This is a genomic window from Mycobacterium sp. NGS51, from assembly GCF_059812525.1.
Genome location: NZ_JCALCV010000029.1, coordinates 14,644 through 35,105, shown reverse-complemented (window position 1 = coordinate 35,105; position 20,462 = coordinate 14,644). Strand labels below are relative to the sequence as shown.

Here is a 20,462-nt window from a genome sequence, read left to right as displayed (position 1 = left end):
CGTCGCCGCGCTGATCGTGGTCATCGCCGTACTTGCCACCAAAGACAACTCCACCCCATCCGCCACACCAGCAACCACCACCGAAGCTTCGACTTACCCGTCCGATTCGGAAACCACCTCGACGACGAGTTACGCGAATACACCGACTGCGTCGGTGCCTCCGCCTGATTTGGTGCAGACGCCGGACTCTTACGGTGTGAACTGTTCCGACGGGTATCACCGCCCGGACCGTTCAGGGTGGGCGACGAACTCAGGGCGTGGCACCACTGAAACGTCTTGCCTATTTGCGAACAATGTCCTGCAGTCCTATTGGGACACCTATCCCTCGCCCAGCCGCGACTCGCGTGAGGTTGTCGCTGGCGGCACGGTGCCGTGCGGTGATGTGAGTGCGAAGGCAAGTACACCCATCCCATGCTCCGGCAACGACTTCCTGATGACGTGCGTCGCCAACGGCGACGACCCCTGGATCACGTGCACAGGAGGCAATGACGCCAAGGTCTACCTCTACTAGAGCAATGGAACCCCAAGGATTGCAATCGTATTCGGGTGAATCGACGGCTTCCATGGCTGATTGCTACGATCCTGGCGTGCTCGATTCGCCCTCACCGCGCGGGTGCGGCGGACTGCGATCAGTTTCACGACGGAACGTCGTGAGATACGTGTGTGTCGCGGTGCTAGTAATGAACCTCGCGTCGGCGGCAATGGTTAACGCACCGAAAGCTTTGTCCGCCAGCCTCGCCGGCATGATGGTCTTCCTTGACCCCGGCCACAATGGCGTGTCCGACCCCTCGATAACCCGGCAAGTCCCGAATGGCCGGGGCGGTGAGAAGCAGTGCAACACGACGGGCACCGCGACCAGCGACGGCTATTCCGAACATGCCCTTAACTGGGACGTCACTTTGCGCATCCGTGATGCACTCGACCAGATGGGTGCACGCACCCAGTTGTCCCGGGAAGACGACAATTCAGTCGGCCCCTGCGTCGATCAGCGCGCCGCGCTGGGTAACGCGATGCATCCAGATGCGATCGTCAGCGTCCACGCCGACGGTGGACCGCCGACCGGCCGGGGGTTTCACGTGAACTACTCCAGTCCCCCGCTCAACGACGCGCAGGCCGGGCCAGCGCTACAACTCGCCCACGCGATGCGCGATGCACTGGTTGCATCAGGTCTTCAATCGTCCACCTACATCGGGTCTGACGGTCTGTATGGCCGCGCCGATCTCGCGGGCCTGAACCTGGCCCAGTATCCCGCGGTTCTGGTCGAGCTCGGCAGCATGAAGAACGGCGACGATGCCGCACAAATGCAGAGCGCTGATGGCCGAGCGAAATACGCCGCGGCAGTCGTTGAGGGGATTGTCGCGTATCTCGGCGGAAAGAGTGCGGGTACCTGAAATGAGTGCGGCCATCACACTGCTGCGCGGTTTGCGAAAAGGATCGAAGGGGATGCGCGGTAGCCGCGCGCGTGATTTCAGGCGGTCTAGCCGAGCCCGCGGCGGGACACGGCTCACTTCTGGCATAACCCTCATGCTGGCGGCCTGTGTGGTTCTGACAAGTTGCGTATTTGGCGGGCACCATTCAGCTCCTGTGTCTCCATCGCCAACCCCCAACCCGCCGGTACGCCACACCGCTGCCCCCGCACCACCGCAAGCGACGACTACTGCACCAGGATCGGCTCCGAGCGGCGCAGCCACACCGCTGGGCGCAGAATTCGCCAAGTTACAGAACAAGCTGCACGCCAAGATGGGTCTCGTCATCAGTGCCGTCGGCGCCAACCCAAAGCAACTCGTATTCGGCGACTGGACAAGCGGACCCGCCTGGTCGACGATGAAAGTTCCGGTGGCCATCACCGCCTTGGGCGAAGAAGACCCGCCGACCGTCACCGACGCGATGCGGGCTGCCATTACTCAGTCCGATAACGCGGCCGCCGAGTCGATTTGGGACAACCTGGGCGATCCGGTCACGGCGGCGCACAAAGTCCAAGCCTTCATGAGCAAACTCGGCGATCCGACGACTGTGGAGTGGCGGAAGCTGCGGCCGCAGTTCACCGCCTTCGGGCAGACCAAATGGTCGTTGACCGACCAGGCCCGGTTCACCGCCGCCGCGGCGTGCGACAGCGGGAGCGCACCGATCTTCACGTTGATGGGTGAGGTGGAAGCCGGCCAGCGTTGGGGGCTTGGGGTCGTTCCGGGTACTCGGTTCAAAGGCGGGTGGGGTCCCTCACCTACCGGTGACTATCTGGTGCGACAACTGGGGGTGCTGAAGACGCCGACCGGCCTGACCGCCGTAGCGGTGGCGACGGAGCCGGCATCGGGATCGTTCGATGACGGCACACAGGAACTCACTGAAGTAAGCAAGTGGTTGACCTCCCACATGGCGGAATTGCCTACCGGGCAATGTGATCAGTAGATCCTTTCTCAGTTACTCGGCCGCACGTCGTCACACGTAGGTAGCTAAACAGGCCTGACGCTCGAACGAGCAGAGCTGCCTGTGTTGTGCACTGCTGGCGACACCGGGCACCGGATCAATTCGGCAAGAATCCCTTGAGAATCCTCCAAGGCGGCCGCCACACCCTAATCCCACACAACGGTAGTTCGACGCCTGACCGTCCGACTGCCTCTGGCCACGAGATTGGGAGCACGACGATGAGGAAAGCAATGATCGCAGCGGTGTCCGGCGTTGCCATTGCTAGCGCTTTTGCGCTATCCGTGAGTGCGGGGCCGCCAGCGAACGCCGCAACCAGTGCAGATTGGGCGTGGCCAGGAATGCGGTACGACATCTACAAGAACGGTTCTTGGTACAACTGCAGCGTGGGGTTCCCTGCGTGGGATAGCTCAGGCAACCGGTATTTCATCTCCGCCGGGCACTGTTTCCGCAGTGAGGCAGGTATCCACTACCAGCAACCCGACGGGTCTGGGGTCGAAATCTACAGTCCCTCGGACCATAGCACCGCCGTGGGCTTTGAACTCACCTATACGATCCCCAGCGGGGGTATCTATGACGATGTGTCGTTGGTCGAGATGTTTCCAGGACAGAAGTTGTATGGCACTGGCTGGGAACATATTCCGGACAATCCCGTGACGGGTGCTGTGGGTGATGAGGCGTGTCTGGTGGGTGATCGGCACGACGCGTCAAACTGCGGAGCGGTGACAGCTACGAACGTTCGCCAGACCGTGACCGGCTATTCCTGGTTGGAAGATGTCACCACCGCCTCGTACTGTGCGCATCCGGGTGATAGCGGCGGAGCGGTCTATAACAGCAGCGGAGCGCTAGGAATTGAGGTGACTAGCGACGCCGCGCATAATGAGCCGGGTACGCCGGGTGACTGCAGTAGTTCATTCATTCCGATCGGGCGGGTGTTAGGCGTACTACATGAAAACAACCCCTCGCTGACTATCTAGCGGACACCTCAGCCAGGCTTGCAAACCTCATCTGCTTCCGTTCTGAATCAGAACGGCTTGACGTTGTAGCCACCGTCGATGACCATGCCGTGTCCGGTGGCATCGTGGGTGAAGGTGGTGCCGCCGCTGCTCACCACTATCGCCCAGCCTTGAAAGTGATACGTCTGACCATCCGCGAGGACGACATCGGGCTGTCCAGGCGGAGCCATTCCCAGATTAGCGGTCCGCCACGTGAATTGGCCTGCTGCGGTAATGATGGCCTGATCCTGGTGCAACACCGCAGGATCTCCCGGCCACCCCGGATAAGGTGGGGGGTCCATCGGAGCCTGCGGGAAACCGGCCGTCTGGCAAACCACATTAGGGCCAGCGCCGTCGCCATCATCCGACCCCACCGCACAGCGCATCGGCGGCGACGGAGTCCGCACGTTCACAAAGTGCCCTGGGGAGGGATCAGCTCCTACCAGTGGCGCGAAAAGCACCATCGCGCAGATGAATGCGCTTCCTGCCGATGCGGTCTTTGTCATACCCGTTTCCTTCGTGGCACATGCAATCGATACCAAACCCCTAGTCTTGGTGCCGTCCACAAAAGGCTCCGACAAACGGCTTGAAATATCCTTGGTGCGGTTGGCGCATACCAGCCAAGTTGGGTCAGGCACCACATTCGCCAGCCGCCTCAGCGACGCCGTTGCAGAGTGGTAGTTGTTGTAGGCCACCGATGGTTATCTGAAGGAGCTGGCCCGGTGAGCCCGCGGTAACCATGGCGACAACCGGTTTGTCGGTGTAATACGCGTCTGTGGTCGTGGTGACACTTCCGTTGGCGATGCCGTTCGATACCGACGTCAACGTGAAATCCACCGTATTTTCGGTAGGTGTCGCGCACGCGGTGCATCCCTGGTAGTTCAAATGACCCGTACCGGCGCTGTCGATCACTACCTTCTGCGTATGGGCCTGCCAAATCCCGACAAACGGGGCCAACCCCGATATTTCGGTGCTGGAAGCGGTGGTCGTCGGAGCTTCTTCCGATGAAGGCGGGGCTGACCCGACGGCCGGCCCTGAAGCGGGAGTCGGCTGCGCCGTTGGGGTTTGGGAGGGCGACGAGTCCAGTCGCGACAGCAGGAAGACGATTACGGCGGTGGTCACGATCACGACAAGCGCGATGGTCACGCCGATGAGGCCCGGACGGCCTCGTTGGCGGCTCGACGGGGCGGCTGGCGCCGATGCCGGCGGTGGCGGAACTGGGGTTGATGGTCTGGATTGCGGGGTGGGCGCTGGCGGTCTGGAGCGTGGGCTAGATACGGGCGGTCTGGAGTGCACGACCGGGATAGCAGGCGGTTGGGGTGCGAAGCTCACGGGTGCTGCTGCCGCTGCTGCGGTCTTCTTGTGGTGTTGGGCGTGTTCGATGGCGTGGCCGAGTACGTAGGTCCAGGCTTCGGGTAGCGGGCGTTGGTGTGGCTGGTTGGTCAATGTGTCGGTGATGATCTGACGCAACAGGTCGGTCGCCGTGGTTGGGATGTGGTGGGGGTTTTTGGTGTCGTGGTCACCGGCGAGCAGCCGCAGCGCGAGCAGCCCCAGTTTGTAGCTGTCGGTGTAGATCGTGGCCAGTTCCTCACCAGAGGGACTGTCCCAACCCGGGGTCTCCATTTGGGGTAGTGCCGAAACGGCGTTGATGCGCATCGCATCGCAATCGATGAAGTAGACGGCTTCGTGCGGGGTCAGCGTAAACAGCAGGTTTTTCGGTGAGATATCACCAACACACACACCGTGTTTGTGAAGAAACGCCAGCGCGGAAGCGATCTCGCGTAGCAGCGAATAGCGTTGTACGTCATCGAGTTTGATGCCGCGGGCGGACAGCACCGAGACATGATTGAACAGGTGCTGGAATTCGGCGGTGGTGTTCGACACGCCCCTAACAGTGGTCAGGTCGATGAAGAACTCGGGCGGGATGGCCGGCATCACGAATCCCCTTGGCCTGCCGCTGTCTTCGACGATCGCGCAGGGCCAGGCGGCAAACGAGATCAGCCGCTCGGCCTGTGCGTAGGACAACGAGTCTTCAACCAGGGCCGGCATGGCCGCCAACGCGGTGAAGTCGATGTCGGCTAGGGTTTGCGGCTTGTATTCCTTGTAGACCATCGATTCCGCGAACTTGGTCTTGACATTGGGCGCGCCATAGACGACGCCCTGGCCGCCCTGGCCGATCTTGCTCAGCACGCCCAGTTTGTCACGCGGGATCACTTGTCGTGTGGTCGCTGACTTTCGAGATTGCTGGGGCGGCCCGGAGGCGGCCCGCGTCGGGTCGGCAAGCTGGCTCGGCGCGGAGTGCGGAACGCGGGCTGGCGTGGGTAGCACGGTGAGGGCCCGGCGGGCGGCCGTCGCTAAATCGCGGGCGCTTTGATAGCGCTCATCGGGCGCTTTGGCCATGCCAACCGCGATGACCTCGTCGAACCCCGCGGGGATGCCGCGGTCGGCGCTGCTGGGTTTGGGGGGGTCGAGGGCCAGGTGACCCGCGATCTGCTGTTCCATGCTGTCGCCGGGATAGGGCGTGGCGCCGGTGAGGCACTCATAGAGCACACAGGCCAAGGAGTAGACATCGGCGCGGGCATCGGCGGTGCCGGTGGTGAAGCGCTCCGGGGCCATATAGTGCAGCGTGCCCACCATCATGCCGGTGCTCGTCAGTCTGGCGGCTGCGGCGTCGTGAGCGATACCGAAATCGATCAGATACACAAAGTCGTCACCGGTCAGTAATGCGTTGGACGGCTTGATATCACGGTGTACCAGCCCATGCTGATGCGCAGCAGTAAGCGCCGCGGCCAACTGTTCGATCACCTGGACAGCCCGCTGCGGACTCATCGGCCCGTCGCGCTGCAGCAGGCTGTGCACGTCGATGCCCTCGATGACCGGCATCACTAAATACAGCCGTCCCTCGATTTCTCCCGCCTCAAAAATCGGGATGATGTGCGGCTCAATCAATCGGGCGGCGGTGTAAGCCTCACGCCGGAACCGTTCCTCATAGCCACGTTCCCTGGCCAACTCCGGCGGCAACACTTTGATCGCGACATCGCGACCCATCACAGTGTCGTGGGCCTTGTACACCTTGCCCATGCCGCCCTCGCCGATCAGTTCGATCAGCTGGTAACGCCCAAACGCAACCTCATCCACCGATCGCGCCTTTCTCACCCACCTGGTGGGACATGCTAGCCACCCGCCGTCCCCGCTATTGTCGATTCACCAACCCGGTGGTCGACCGGCCATCCAGCGACCCATCGTCAGTTGAAACCCCTTGGCATGGCCGCCCTGAGGATCTTTGTCAGCACACTCAACTTGTCGCGCGCGCTCACTGAGCTATCCATGAAGCCGGCCGGACTTGCCATTCGGGTCCGGTACTAGCAGTCGCTGGAATTGGCGGCGTCGTTTTCGTTGTTTCTCGCTTGTTTTCGGCGATAGGTCCGCCAGTAGACAGTAATTCTCTTGGTGCTTTGCATTGCGCCGCAGGCACTTTAGCTAAACTTTGATGAGTAGGTGCGACAAGTCAGCCCGGCGCCAGTTTCAGCACCCAATTGCCGCCGGAGTCGCTGGGGGTGACATTGTCAAGACCTGTGGATGGGCGAGCTTCAGGCGTCGTCCGGGGACGTTGGCGGGTCGATCGGCCGTTCTGCGAATTTCCCGGTAGCGCATCCGCAGCCCGCCTGGCTGTGTATGTCCGGTCAGTCGTGTTTCGCCTCGTAGCGCAGCAGGACCGTGCCACCCGGGAAGGTGCGGTTCTCCAACAGTCGCAGCGAGATCCATGACGGCAGGGTTGGGAAGAAGGGGGTGCCGCCGCCCACGGCGGTGGGCGCGACCACGATCCGGTATTCGTCCACCAGCCCGGCCTGCACGATCGGCGCGGCCAGCGTCGCCCCGGCCACCTCCAGCCCACCGTCGGTTTCGGCTTTCAGCTTCGTCACCACCTCGACCGGGTCGCCGCGTTCCAGGCGGGAGTTCCAGTCGACGGACTTTAGGGTGCGCGAGAACACGACCTTGGGCATGTTGCGCCAGATGCGGGCGAAGTCAACGATCAGAGGGGTGGCGTCCGGGGTCTTGTCGGCGGTCGGCCAGTGCGCGGACATCAGTTCGTAGAGCCGCCGTCCGTAGAACGACAGAGCGGTCTCCCGCTCGAAGTCATTCCAATACTGGTGCAGTTCTTCGCTCGGATCGGTCCAGCCGATGCTGCCTTGTTTGTCGGCGATGTACCCGTCCACCGACACGTTGAAGCCATAGATGAGTTTGCCCATGCAGATCAGACTGCACAGGATGGCAAAACTCATCGCGGCGCCACACGACTTATTGTTCAAATCGTGCCTAACAGGTCTACAACCGGCGTCATTTCCACCCCTTACTCGGTATGATCAGCCGGTCCAGTCCGAAACCCAACGAACTGCGACAGCATCCATGCAACCGAACGTATGGGCGCGGCGACGGCTAGCGGCGAGGCGATGATGGCGGCCTTTGTCAATGTGCCGGGCGGACAGCCCGGCGAGCCGCTGGGATACCTCATTGTCGGCGACGGTGATTCGAAACGCAGCGTGCCGATTTTCGACCAGTTGTTTGTTGGTCGGGAATGTGCGGGGATCAGCGAATCGCGCAGACTCCTCATCAACGACCCCGAGATCTCCCGCACCCACCTCGAGATCCGGCTGGATGGGGCTAGCGATCAGGCTTTCCTGATCGACACCAGCAGCAATGGCACGTCGCTCAACGGTGTGCGGCTCGAACGCGCGGTTCCGCTGCCGATCCGACCCGGCGACGAGATCCGGATCGGCGATGTGGCTCTTACCTTTTCCTCGCAGCGGTTCACCGCGGTCCCCGTAAAGGTCGCGCAGCGCACGCGGGCACGGATCAGCCAGGCCGCCATGGTGATGGTGGTCGGTGACATCGTCAATTACTCGACGATCTCCCAGGTAACAGACGAGCAAGTCATGGCACGAAGCTTGCACACGCTATGGAATCAGCTCGGCAGTGTCCTGCATGCCCATCACGGCACCCTGAACCACTACGCCGGGGATGCGCTGTTCGCAGTCTGGGAGATTGGCAGGTTCCCGGATGCGATCGAGCTGGCCATCGATTTCGCTCTCGCCGCGAATCAGCTTGTCGAGCAGCTCGGGCCTGAGCTGCCGCTGCGCGGGCCGGACGGCGCGCCGATCCACATGGGCTGGGGCGTGGTGCGGGGCATGGCCGCCTTGGCCGCGATGACGAGATCGGTCGACGCCGTGATCGGTGATGCGACCAACGTGGCATTCCGGTTGTCCGGGATCGCCGGCCGCCATGGGCGGGCCGCGATTATGGTAACCAGCGGAGTACACAGCGCAGTCGCAGAACAGTTCGTTTGGGGCGCTAGTGAATCCGTTGAAATCAAGGGCCGCAGCGGGATGGAGACCGTGTTTCCGGTTATCGCCCGCAAGCCCGAGAACGGCGACGACTCAACGAGTCCGGCACTCACTGACCTGAAAGATGGGAGCGATCCAAGCGCCTGAACGCCGCAGTCATGGCGAACCGAGCAAAATCGGTTTACAACCAACGGCTTTGGGCGGATGCGCTAATGCCAGCACACCTCATAGACTCGCTGGGTATCTCGCAGTCCCTTGAGTTGTTCCTCCCGGGACTCACCGAATCGGAAGTCGTGACTGCCGGCGACCAAGCCGCGCAGTACTTCTGACACGAGGATCTGGCCGCCGTTGGCTTTCGCCCCGATCCGCGCCGCCAGGATCACGGTGTGCCCAAAGAAGTCGTCCTGTTCGCGGATCACCTCTCCGGTGTGCAGTCCGATCCGGACGCGCAGCACCTGGCTACCGGAATGATCGCGACGCGCCGCGAAGTCGCGCTGGATCGCGACTGCACAACGGATCGCGTTGCCGGCGCTGGCGAATGCCACCATGAATCCGTCGCCCTGCGATTTGACCTCGAAGCCGTGGTGCGCGGCCAGATGGCCTCGGATAAGAGCGTTGTGGCGGTGCAGCACCTTCAGCCAACGCTCGTCGCCCAACTCCTCGGCGAGGACCGTGGAGCCTTCGATATCCGAGAACATGATCGTGACGGTTCCGTTGGGCGCGGCCACCGCGCCGAGGTCGGGCCGTTCCATTTCGACGGACTGCGCAACGCTTTCCAGAGCCGACCATCCCAGCGTCGACTTCTGCTCTTGGTGCTCATGGCGCAGTCGCGTGAGCCGGTCGGCCTCGGCGCGCATGCCGATCTGGCGAGCAAGCGCAACTCCGCGGTCGATCAGGCCCATAGCCTTCTCCCGATCCGCCGGCTCACGTGTGCTGAGCAACATGCGGGCGTACTCGCAGCACACCCGAGGGGTCACGTAGTCGCAGCCAATCTCGGCATTGCGCGAGAGCGCGAGTTCGAAGTGGCGGGCAGCATCCTCGTGACGCTCGGCGGCCGCCGCGGCGAAGCCGAGGAACACATGGTTGGAGCCCAGACAGCCGGCGCCGGCCAGGAACAGGGTGCAGCGTTCCTCGTAGGGCACCAGCAGTTCGTAGAGCGTGCTTGCGGCTTGGCGGTCGCCAATCGCGATCGAGGCGATAGCGAGTGCGCAGATCGACGTCAACCAGTCACTGCTGCGGCGGAGCGCCTCGATGCCGTCCGCCGTCAGGTCGGCAAACCTGGCACGGGCCTCGTCGAGTTGGCCGATCTCGGTGAGCAGCCACACATAGGCCGACGGCCAGGCCTGGCCGTAGCGTGAAGCGGCCTCACGACCGGCGTCTCTGAGCTGGTCCAGGCTGCCATCCGCCAACCGGGTCAGGAAGGAGTGCGCGCCGAACACGACTCCGGCCACCTCCCGCTCGGCGCGCTGGCCGATCGACAACGCCGTCTGTGCGAGCCGCTCGGACTCCTGATGGCGACCCCGCATCAGCGCTCGCATCGCGCGGAACACCGCGGCCTGCCACAGGTAGCGCGGCTGACGCAGTTCACCGGCCAGCCGGTCGCACGCCATGATCTCCTCATCGACCGCCCGGAAGTCGCCGAGCTGTGCAAGCGCGATCAGCCGCAGATGGTGGCCTTCGAATTCCATGTCGCGATCACCGACGATCCTGGCGAGCCGCGCCATCTCCTCGCCCGACTTGATCGCTTCGTCGAGCCGGTCAGGGCCCAGCGTCGACCACTGACGGCTGTGCATGGCCAGCAGCAGAATCTTCGTGTCACCGACACGCTCGGCCATCTCGATGGCCTCCGCGCTTGCCCGATCGGCTTCTTCCAGCGCGCCCTTGCAGCGGAGCTCGAGGGCCAGCCGGGCAAGCACTGTCACCCGCAGCGCACTATCCCGCGTCGGCAACACCTCCAGTGCCTCGTCCAACATCGCCACCAACTTCTCGTCGGCACGATCGGTGATCGAGAAACCGCCCGGACCACCGCCGTAGCCGAGTGCGGCACGCGCGTAGTGGTCGTTGAGTGCGAGTTCACGTGCCATCGACGCTGCCTCGCCGAAAGCCGCACGGGCCCTTTCAACTTCGCCGGCCCCCCATCGCGCGTCGCCGAGCGCCAGCAGCAGATCGCATCGGCGCTGCGGCACCTCCGGGAGCATGTCGAACAGCCGCAGGGCCGTCTCGAAGAGCCCGACGGCGTCTTCGTAGGCATACGTCGATGCCGCCCGTTCGCCCGCCCACCAGGCGTAGTCGGCAGCCTTGCTGACGTCACCCTGCGGCGCCGCCTTCGCGAGGTGGTAGGCGATCGCCGACAGATGGGACTCGATCCGGTCTTCGTAAAGCTCCTCGATGGCCTCGCCGGCCGCGATGTGCAGCGCAGAGCGGCGCAGCGTGGACAGGTCGTCATACAGCGCGTCACGGGTGGCGGCGTGCGCGAAGACGTACCTGCCGGGCTCGCCGGCGGCCTGCGTCACTATCGCTCCGTCGAGGGCTGTCTGCAGCCGTTCGAGGGCGACGCCTGCCTCCAGACCGCTGACGTGCGTCAGAATCTGCAGATCGAACTCACGGCCGATCACCGCGGCCGTCGACAACATCTCGAGCGTGTCAGTCGGCAGCTTCTCCAACCGATGGGAAACGACCTCCCGGACCCCGCGGGGAATCCCGAGCTCGTCGCCTCCCCGGATATCGGTAACCCAGCGGCCGTCGCGCCAGTCGAGCACTTCAGAATCGATCAGATGGCGGATGATCTCCTCGGTGAAGTACGGATTTCCTTCGGATTCACGGCAAATGGCGTCTGCGAGGGTGAGCTCATCTCGCTGCTCGAGTGGTTGTTGCAACACCGCTTCCAGCATGGCCTTGACGTGCTGATCGGATAGCCCACGCAGCCTGACGCGGGTGTAGCCCCGCTCCTTGCTGAGTGCGGTCAACGCTTCGTTCAGGTGCTCGCCGGGCGCCTCGTCGTCGCGATAAGTGGCAAGCAGTAAAACCCGCGAACGGGACAGCTCACGCGCGACGAAAGCCAGCAGCATCAGCGAGGGACGGTCGGCCTGCTGCAGGTCTTCGAGGAAGATCGCAAGTGGCTGACGCTCGGAAGCTCCGAGCAGGAATCGCGAAACCGAATCGAACAAGCGAAAACGCGCCTGCTCGGCGTCGAGCGGCGGCGACTCCGGGATCTCCGGCATCCGCTCGCGCACCTCGGAGACGATTTGTCCGATCTCGAACGCGCCAGAGCCCAGGTCAGAAGCGACCGTCTCGGCGTCGTGCTCGCGGGCATAGTCGCGGATCACCTGTATCCACGGCCAGTAGGCAGGAGCGCCCTCGCCCGCGTAACAGCGCCCCCACAGCACCTGCGCGCCTCGCAGCGCAGCGTATGCCGCAGCCTCCGACGCGAGCCGTGTCTTGCCGATTCCAGACTCACCGCTTATCAGCACCGTGCGTCCGCGGCGGCCGGCCGTGTCGTCGACCGCTGCGCGCAGCTCTTGCATCTCGCGCTCCCGCCCGACGAAACCGCTGTCAGTGATCCGGTCGAGCGCCGCCATGTCGTGAGTCGCGGTATCACCACCGGCCACGACGGCAGCGATCGCCCCAAGCGCATCGCGAACGTCGGCTGCTTGCTGGGGACGGGCTTCCGGCGCCTTGGCCAACATCCTCAGCAGCAACTGGTCGAGCGCCGCCGGAACGCCGGAGCGATGTCCGCTCGGCGCGACCGGTGCGGTCGAAACGTGCTGGGAGACAACCGCGGCCGCTGACTCACCCACGAACGGTGGTATCCCGCAGAGTAATTCGTAAAGCAGCGCACCCAACGAATAGATGTCCGAGCGTGCGTCCGAACCGCGACCGAGACCTTGCTCAGGTGGCATGTAGGCGACCGTGCCGATAATCGTTCCCACGGCTGTTACGCGCGTGCCCCCTTCGGCGACCGCAAGACCGAAGTCGCCTATCTTGGCGGCGCCGTCGGGGGTTAGCCACACATTCTGGGGTTTGACGTCACGATGCACGACGCCATGGGCGTGCGCGTGCGCAAGCCCACTGGCGATGTCCATTCCGATCCGGACCACTTCCTCGACTGCGAGCCGATGATCCGCTGCGTCTGAGAGCAGGTCATAGAGGTCACCGCCGGCCATGTACTGGCTGATCAGATAGAGCTGGCCCGATTCCTCGCCGAAGTCGTACACGTTGACGATGTTGGCGTGCTCGCCGAGCTTCGCCATCGCCTCGGCTTCTCGGCGCGCCCGGTGCATGGCGGTTTCGTCCGACCCCGCGGCCTTGAAGAGGGCTGCGGCCACCTCACGCTGCAGGCGGGTGTCGGTGGCCAGGTACACCCGTTTGCCGGCGCCTTCACCGAGTAGGCGGCCGAGCGTGTATCGGTTGTCCGCAAGCGCTTTGGGCACCGGCGTCTCGGCCGGCTGCGCCGGCACAGACTGGATGGCCAGCTGGGAGCCGCACTCGTCACAGAAGCGCTGCGAGCCGGGGTTGCGCGCACCGCACCGCGGGCAGGCAACCTCGACCACCATCGGGGCGCCACAGCCTCCGCAGAATCTGGCCTGGGGCCGGTTCCCGGTCCCGCACTGGCTGCATTCGACACTGGCGGCCGTGCTCATGAGTCAGTTACCTCAATGCCGCACCGGGAAGTCCGCCGACGGCCAGCGCCCGCGGACCGAGGTGGGTTGCGAGTACCGGTCCGAGATCGGAGATGAACTCCGGCTGCGTGCCGAACAGCCCAGCGAGACGCTCTGCCAGCTGCTGTGCGTCCTCGTGCGCATCCGCATGTTGGACGAACCATCGATCGGCGCCCACCGCGCGGCGCTGTCGCATCAGTTCGATCAGCCGCTCGATCCCGCGTCTGCGCGTGCGCACGCGTTCGACGGCCTTGACCTCCGATTCGCTCACAATGATCGGCTTGAGGTCGAGCGCCGATCCGATCCATGCGGCCGCGCTGCCGACCCGCCCGCCGCGCCGCAGGTACTCGAGTGTGTCGAGAAGGGTCCACTGCCTGACCTCTTGGCGGGCTTGGCGTATCCGCTCGATCACGCCTTGCAGGTCGGCTCCCCCCGCCGCAGCCCGTGCCGCCGCCAGAACCTCGACACCCAGATGGCCCGCGGTGCCGGCCGAGTCGATCACCACCACCCGCTCGCCAGCGCCCGCAGACGCCAGCTTTTCGGCAGCCTGCCGAGCCATCGAGCAAGTCTCCGATACACCTGAGGAGATCAGCACCGAGAGGACCGCGCTGTACTGCTGCAACAGCCGGTCAAAGACACCGACGAAATCCTCGACGGTAGGAGGCGACGTCGTCGCGACACTCTTCGACGCGTCCAGTTGGGCATAGAACCGGGTGAAATCGCCGTCGAACTCCGACTCCCGCAGCCAGCCGCCACCAACGTCGTAATACAACGACACGACCGTGACGCCAAGGCTGTCGAGGAGCGCGCGCGGCAGATAACTGGTGCTGTCGGTAACCACTGCGACGTCAGCCACGCGCGCACTCCAACCGGACGCCGACACCGGGAATCGCCACTCGCAGCTGTCATCCTGCTTGGCGTAAACCAGCTGTCCAGCCACAACCATTAACCGTGTAACGGTACCGCCGCAGATCTCACACCGAGAGAAATCCGATGACTCTCGTCCAAACCTCGCGATCGGCTAACCCAGCGCCGCCGAGGGAATACCTCCCACAGCCAACGCCCGCGGGCCGAGGTGTGTTGCGACTACCGGACCGAACTGCGAGACGAACTCCGGCTTCCTGCCGAACAACTCGGTGAGGCGCTCGGCCATCCGCTGTGCGTCCTCGTCCGCGAAGGCGTGGTTGACAAACCATCGATCGGCGCCCACCGCGCGACGCTGGCGCATCAGCTCGACCAACCGCTCGATAGCCCGCCTGTGCGTGCGTACCCGTTCGACCGGCCGGAATTCCGATTCGACCATCAAGATCGGTTTGAGGTCGAGCGCGGACCCGAGCCATGCGGCCGCGCCACCGATCCGGCCGCCGCGCCGCAGATACTCAAGCGTGTCGACAAGCAGCCACTGTCGGACCTCCTGACGCGCCCGGCGGGTCGCCTCGATCACGCCCGAGGCATCGTCCCCCGCTGCGGCCGCCCGCGCCGCCGCCATCACCTGAACACCCAGGTGACCAGCCGCGCCCGCCGAGTCGATGACCGCCACCCGCTCGGCACCGCCGCCATTCAGCTGTGCGGCCGCCTGCCGAGCCATCGGGCAAGTTTCGGAAAAGCCCTGGCCGATCAACACCGCGACGACGGCGCTGTGCTGTTGCAGCAGCCGTTCGAAGACCCCAACGAAATCCTCGACCGTAGGCGCCGACGTCGTCGCCACACTTTTCGACGCGTCCAATTGCGCATAGAACCGTCCGAAATCACCGTCGAACTCCGACTCCTGCAGCCAGCCTTCGCCCACGTCGTAATACAGCGACACCACCGTGACACCGAGACTGTCGACGAGCGCAGCCGGCAGGCAGGCAGTGCTGTCGGTAACCACCGCGACGTCAGCCACTGCATCCTCACTTTCTCCTCGATGGGCTACGCCAACGCTGCACTCGGAAGACCTCCGACCGAGAGCGTCCCCGGACCAGCGTGCGTTGCGAGGACTGGGCCGAGCTCCGAAACGAATTCGGGCGGCGCATCGAACACCGTGCCCAGCCGCTCCACGAGCATTGCCGCGTCCGCATGCGCATACGCGTGGTTGACGAACCACCGGTCGGCGCCCACCGCGCGCCGCAAGCGCATCAGCTCAACCAACCGCTCCACCGCGCGCCTGCGCGTGCGCACACGTTCAACGGCCCTGAATTCCGATTCGATCTCCAAGATCGGCTTGAGGTCGAGCGCCGATCCAAGCCACGCCGCCGCAGTGCCGATCCGCCCGCCGCGCCGCAGATACTCGAGCGTGTCGACAACGAACCACTGCCTAACCCCTTGGCGCGCCCGGCGCACCGCCGCGACTACCCCCGCCTCGTCTTCCCCGGCAGCGGCCGCCCGCGCGGCCGCCAGCGCTTGAATACCAAGGGAGCCGGCCGCGCCGGCTGAGTCGATCACCACCACCCGCTCGCCGCCGCGGCCCTCGGACGCCAGCCGCGTGGCTGCCTCCCGAGCGTTCGAGCAGGTCTTGGAAAAGCCCGAGGAGATCAGTACTGCGACGACGGCACTGTACTGCCGCAGCAGCCGCTCAAAGGCCACGACGAAATCCTCGACGGCAGGCTCCGACGTCGTCGCGACGCTCTTCGACGCGTCCAGCGCCGCGTAGAACTTTCCGAAGTCGCCGTCGAACTCCGACTCACGCAGCCAGCCGTCACCGACGTTGTAATACAGCGACACCACCGTGATGCTCAGGCTGTCGGCCAGCGCACCCGGCAGGTAGCCGGTGCTGTCGGTCACCACCGCGACGTCAGCCACGCGCACCGTCCAACGCCGCCCCGGGAAGACCACCGGCCGACACCGTCCCCGGACCGGTATGTGTCGCGATCACCGGTCCGACCGCCGAGATGAACAACGGCTCGTTGCCGAAGAGTTCGGCGAGACGCTCGGCCAGCCGATTCGCGTCGTCGTGCGCATAGGTGTGGGTGACGAACCACCGGTCGGCGCCCACCGCGCGGCGCTGCCGCATCAGCTCGACCAACCGCTCGATAGCGCGCCTGCGGGTGCGCACCCGCTCGACAGCCTTAAGCTCCGATTCGATCATCAAGATCGGCTTGAGATCGAGCGCCGATCCGAGCCATGCGGCCGCGGTGCCGATCCGCCCGCCGCGCCGCAGATACTCAAGCGTGTCGACAACGAACCACTGCTTGACCTCTTGGCGCGCCCGGCGCACGGCCGCGATGACCCCCGAGGCGTCTTCGCCCGCAGCGGCCGCTCGCGCGCCCGCCAGCACCTGGACACCCAGGTGGCCTGCCACGCCGGCAGAGTCGATCACCACCACCCGCTCACCGCGGCCTTCAGAGTTCAGCCGTGCGGCTGCCTCGCGAGCCATCGAGCAGGTCGGATTAAGGCTTGAGGAGATCAGCACCGAGACGACAGCGCTGTGTTGTTGTAGCAGCCGTTCATAGGTCGCGAGAAAATCCTCGATGGTGGGCGGCGACGTCGTCGCGACGGTCTTCGACGCGTCCAGTTCCGCAAAGAACCGTCCGAAATCACCGTCGAACTCCGACTCGCGCAGCCCCCGGCCAGGCAGCTCGTGGCCACCCTCGGGCGACGCGTCGCCACCAACGTCGAAATACTGCGACACCACCGTGATTTCGAGGCCGTCGAGCGCGACCGGCAGCGAGGCGGTGCTGTCGGTGACTAACGCGACTTCAGCCACGCGCACTCCCGCCCGCTAGCACCTCCATGATCCGCGGCAAGGCTTCACGAGTTGCGATCCGGCCTGCCTCTCGGGCGGCGTCGATCTGGTGCCATTCCAGGAATCCGACGCCGCCAACATCGGGGTGGATGGCGAGGTCAGCCTGCGCCAGCACCTCGGACGACGCCATGGCGCTACCTATCGTCATCGTGCGCATGAGAGTGTCGACGATGCTCGGAACCCGCGGGGAGCGCGGCATTTTCGTCACGTCGATGGGACATGCCTGGTTACCGGTGCCGATGCTCACCGCGATCAACGGCCCCTCCTCGCGCGCCAGCGCAGCGACGGGCAGGTTGTCCAGCACACCGCCGTCGACGTGCAGTGTGCCGTCGTAGACAATCGGCGCGTACAGTCCCGGCACCCGCAGGGAACAGCCGATGACGTCGGCGAGCCGGCCGCGGCGGTGCACGACGGTCCGCCGGGCCAGCAGATCGACGCTGACACAACGGAATTCCTTCGGCAACTCCTCTACTAAGCGCCCGCCATGAGCCGCTTGGAGAGCGCCCAACGTGCGACGTCCGCTGATAAGCCCCTTGCTCGGCAGGGTGTAGTCGCTAGTCGGGTTACTGCGGATGAAGTACTCGTAGATGTTCGCGTCCACCGCAGCTGCGTCCATGCCGGTGGCGGCGAATCCCGCGATGATCGCTCCCATACTGGTGCCGGCGAACCGGTCGATCACCACCCCGGCGGCCTCCAGCTCCTCCAGTACACCCAGATGCGCAAACGCCCGCGCGGCGCCACCGCTAAGCACCAGCCCTATCGACCGGCCGGCGATACGGGCGGCGAGCGGGCGCAAGTCAATAGGCGCGTGAGCGAGGCGGACCGAGTGCACCGACCGCGGCGTGATCAATTCCTCCCACTGCCGCCGATGTTCGCGGTCAGCGGGCGGTCCCGCCAGCACGAGGTCGGCACCCACCGCTCGGGACGGCATCGGCGCCAATGGCGGTGCGGGGTCACCGGCAACCAGCACGACACGATCGGCCGAGCGCAAGCAGAAGTCATGCCAGTCGCCGTCGCCGACCGCCGCGTGCAGCACCACCTTGTCCGCGACCCGCTCGGCGCGTTCCAACCCGTCGCGGCCCACCCGGCCCGGGTCTGCCACCTGGAGCCGTCCCGACAGCGCAGTGACCAGTTCGGTGGCCACCGTCGGTACTGGCGCCTGGGCGTCGACGCCGACGATCGCGATAACGACTTCGGGTGTCGGTGCGCGCGGGACCGCCGGCGGTGGAGCTTGATGTAGCCGGGTGGCAAGCACCCGGATCAGTACCTCGAGGACGCCCGAATGGGCGATCGTGTCGAATTGAGCCTTGCTGAGTCGCATGAGTGTCGAGTCACGCACGGCGCGAACCGATGCCGAACGCGGCGCGTCGATCAGCAATCCGAGCTCGCCGACGACTTCGCCGCGGCCCAATTCCGTTAACACCACCTTGTTTTGGAGCACCTGAAGCCGGCCGTTACGCACCACATAGAGGGCGTCGGACGGGTCGCCCGCTTGGAAGAGATACGACCCCGCCTCCAACTCGATCTGCTCGGCGTGGTCACGCAGCTCTGCCAACGTAATGGCGTCCAGCCCGGCAAAAAGCGGCAAAGCCCCGAGCGGATCGACCTCGCCGGTTGCGGCCGAGCGGCTCTCGGCGGGCAGCGACACCAGCCCAGGCGTCAACCGCAATTCCCGCGGATCGATTTGCCGCGGCGGCTCGACCTCATCTGTTCCTGCGGTGACATGGCGGGTACGGCCCAGCAACACCCCGGTGATTGCAACCAGCGCAAAGCACACCGCGGCCAGCACCCAGCCTCGCCGCAGCGCCTCTTCGGCGGCGCCGCGCGCCGGCGTGCCGATCACAATCACCAGCAGCGCGATGCCGATCACGGCGCCGAGCTGGCGGGTGCTGCTGACCACCGCCGAAGCAGTGGCGTAACTGCCGCCTGCGGCCAAGCCGGCCAGCGCCGCACTACCGAGCATCGGCAACGTCGCGCCGACCCCCAGGCCCTGCAGTATTTGACCGGGCAGCCACTCCCCGAGGAAATCGGGTCGGGATCCGACACGTTCGATGTACCACACCAGGCTGCCGGCCCAAATCAGGGCGCCGACGATGATGATGAGGCGGTAACCGTGGCGGTCGGCGACGCGGCCAAGTACCGCTGCGACAACCGCCGCGACGAATGCGGCGGGCGCGACGGCGAGGCCCGCGCGCAACAGGTTGTAACCCCAGACGTAGTTCAGGAACAACACGTGGGTCAGCAGATAGGCGTAGAACCCGGCACTGGCGACCAGCGTCAGCGTGTTGGCCGCCATGAACGATCGGACACGCAGAAACGCGGGCTCGATCAGCGGCGTCGGATGATTCTGCGAGCTGAGCACAAACCCGAGCATCGCGATCACCGCGGCCAGAAACGATCCGATGGTTGCCGGGCCGGTCCAGCCCCAATCCGGGCCCTTGACCAACCCGAGCGTCAGACAGCCCAGCGCGACTGCCAGCAGCGCCGCCCCCCGCAAATCGGGCACCCGTCGCCGTCCGGAGGCGCGGCTTTCGACCAGTCCCCGTCGAGCCACCACCACCGCCACGACGCCCAGCGGCAGGTTGACCAGAAACACCCAGCGCCAACTCGACGCGTCCACCAGGGCACCGCCGATGGGCGGACCCAGACCCGACGCGATGGCCGCCGCTGCGCCCCACAGGCCCACTCCGTGAGCGCGGCGCGCGGCGTCGAAACTCTCGACAACAAGCGCCAGTGATGCCGGCACCAGGATCGCCGCGCCGATGCCCTGCACGACCCGGAACGCAATCAGGTGCCCGACCGTCCCGGCGACCGCGCACAGCCCGGACGCTGCGGTGAACAACACCACGCCGTAGATGAACATCCGCTTACGCCCGAGCAGGTCGGCAAGCCTGCCGCCCGCCACCAGAAACGCGGCGAAGGCGATGTTGTAGGCGTTCAGCACCCACGACAGGCTGCTGATATCACTGTTGTGGAAGTACCGCTGGATGGCCGGGAAAGCGATGTTGACGATCGTGGAGTCGAGGAACGCGAGAAAGGCGCCAAACGCCGCCACCAGCAACACCGCGGTCGGCGCAGGCTGGCGGCGCCGAGTGAGCGGTGCGGGCCGCCGGCCTGCCCGGAAGCGGCGGTTAGCCGGCAAATTCGTGGCCCGGTCCACACCGGCGGCGGCCCGGGCGTTTTTGTGTCTGGCGCGCTCGGCGGTGTGCCTTCCGCGAGTCGCGGACGGGGCAGCAGTTCTGTTCGCCATGACGCACCTCTACTCAGTGCGGCGGTTGCCCACCCGGGTGGTGTCGCAATTGTCGCTGAACAGCGGCGGTAA

13 protein-coding genes and 1 pseudogene are annotated in these 20,462 nt (G+C 65.0%); 5 read left to right on the top strand and 9 right to left on the bottom strand.

What is annotated here, in order from left to right; genetic code table 11:
• The 4 genes and pseudogenes from AC5Y5W_RS24150 to AC5Y5W_RS24135 all read left to right on the top strand — a co-directional run.
• Window positions 1–511 (top strand): annotated as a pseudogene (locus tag AC5Y5W_RS24150) (hypothetical protein); the annotation flags it as partial.
• A gap of 169 nt (window positions 512–680) precedes the next feature.
• The gene (locus tag AC5Y5W_RS24145; protein ID WP_500014118.1) at window positions 681–1,391 is read left to right on the top strand and encodes an Rv3717 family N-acetylmuramoyl-L-alanine amidase; all 711 of its coding nucleotides are present in this window, start codon (window positions 681–683) and stop codon (window positions 1,389–1,391) included.
• A 193-nt stretch (window positions 1,392–1,584) separates the two neighbouring features.
• Window positions 1,585–2,406, top strand: a complete 822-nt coding sequence (locus AC5Y5W_RS24140) for a serine hydrolase (RefSeq protein WP_500014116.1) — start codon at window positions 1,585–1,587, stop codon at window positions 2,404–2,406.
• A gap of 236 nt (window positions 2,407–2,642) precedes the next feature.
• A complete protein-coding gene (locus AC5Y5W_RS24135; RefSeq protein ID WP_500013759.1) occupies window positions 2,643–3,398 on the top strand; it encodes a chymotrypsin family serine protease in 756 nt (251 codons plus the stop codon).
• A gap of 47 nt (window positions 3,399–3,445) precedes the next feature.
• Here AC5Y5W_RS24135 and AC5Y5W_RS24130 read toward each other — a convergent pair whose 3' ends face one another.
• The 3 genes from AC5Y5W_RS24130 to AC5Y5W_RS24120 all read right to left on the bottom strand — a co-directional run bounded on the left by AC5Y5W_RS24130 (window position 3,446) and on the right by AC5Y5W_RS24120 (window position 7,666).
• Window positions 3,446–3,718 carry a hypothetical protein gene (locus tag AC5Y5W_RS24130; protein ID WP_500013761.1) on the bottom strand — a complete coding sequence of 91 codons (273 nt, stop codon included), beginning with the start codon at window positions 3,716–3,718 and terminating at the stop codon, window positions 3,446–3,448.
• 328 nt (window positions 3,719–4,046) lie between these two features.
• Entirely contained in the window at window positions 4,047–6,554 is a 2,508-nt protein-coding gene (locus AC5Y5W_RS24125; RefSeq protein ID WP_500013763.1) for a protein kinase domain-containing protein, read from the bottom strand.
• 545 nt (window positions 6,555–7,099) lie between these two features.
• Window positions 7,100–7,666, bottom strand: coding sequence for a dihydrofolate reductase family protein (locus AC5Y5W_RS24120; RefSeq protein ID WP_500013765.1), 567 nt, complete (start codon window positions 7,664–7,666; stop codon window positions 7,100–7,102).
• A gap of 171 nt (window positions 7,667–7,837) precedes the next feature.
• Between AC5Y5W_RS24120 and AC5Y5W_RS24115 the strand changes: the two genes are divergently transcribed.
• The gene (locus AC5Y5W_RS24115) at window positions 7,838–8,905 is read left to right on the top strand and encodes an adenylate/guanylate cyclase domain-containing protein (RefSeq protein WP_500013768.1); all 1,068 of its coding nucleotides are present in this window, start codon (window positions 7,838–7,840) and stop codon (window positions 8,903–8,905) included.
• A gap of 62 nt (window positions 8,906–8,967) precedes the next feature.
• Here AC5Y5W_RS24115 and AC5Y5W_RS24110 read toward each other — a convergent pair whose 3' ends face one another.
• From AC5Y5W_RS24110 to AC5Y5W_RS24085, 6 genes are all read right to left on the bottom strand, one after another.
• A complete protein-coding gene (locus tag AC5Y5W_RS24110; RefSeq protein ID WP_500013770.1) occupies window positions 8,968–13,398 on the bottom strand; it encodes a protein kinase domain-containing protein in 4,431 nt (1,476 codons plus the stop codon).
• A 7-nt stretch (window positions 13,399–13,405) separates the two neighbouring features.
• Complete coding sequence (locus tag AC5Y5W_RS24105) at window positions 13,406–14,272, bottom strand: DegV family protein (protein WP_500013772.1); 867 nt, start codon at window positions 14,270–14,272, stop codon at window positions 13,406–13,408.
• Window positions 14,273–14,437: 165 nt separating this feature from the next.
• Entirely contained in the window at window positions 14,438–15,301 is an 864-nt protein-coding gene (locus AC5Y5W_RS24100) for a DegV family protein (RefSeq protein WP_500013773.1), read from the bottom strand.
• A gap of 26 nt (window positions 15,302–15,327) precedes the next feature.
• Entirely contained in the window at window positions 15,328–16,197 is an 870-nt protein-coding gene (locus AC5Y5W_RS24095; protein ID WP_500013774.1) for a DegV family protein, read from the bottom strand.
• Complete coding sequence (locus tag AC5Y5W_RS24090; RefSeq protein ID WP_500013775.1) at window positions 16,190–17,101, bottom strand: DegV family protein; 912 nt, start codon at window positions 17,099–17,101, stop codon at window positions 16,190–16,192. Before AC5Y5W_RS24090 ends, AC5Y5W_RS24095 begins: the two co-directional genes overlap by 8 nt.
• Window positions 17,094–20,390 carry an MFS transporter gene (locus AC5Y5W_RS24085; protein WP_500013776.1) on the bottom strand — a complete coding sequence of 1,099 codons (3,297 nt, stop codon included), beginning with the start codon at window positions 20,388–20,390 and terminating at the stop codon, window positions 17,094–17,096. The genes AC5Y5W_RS24090 and AC5Y5W_RS24085 overlap by 8 nt, the downstream gene beginning before the upstream one ends.
• Between the last annotated feature and the right edge of the window lie 72 nt (window positions 20,391–20,462).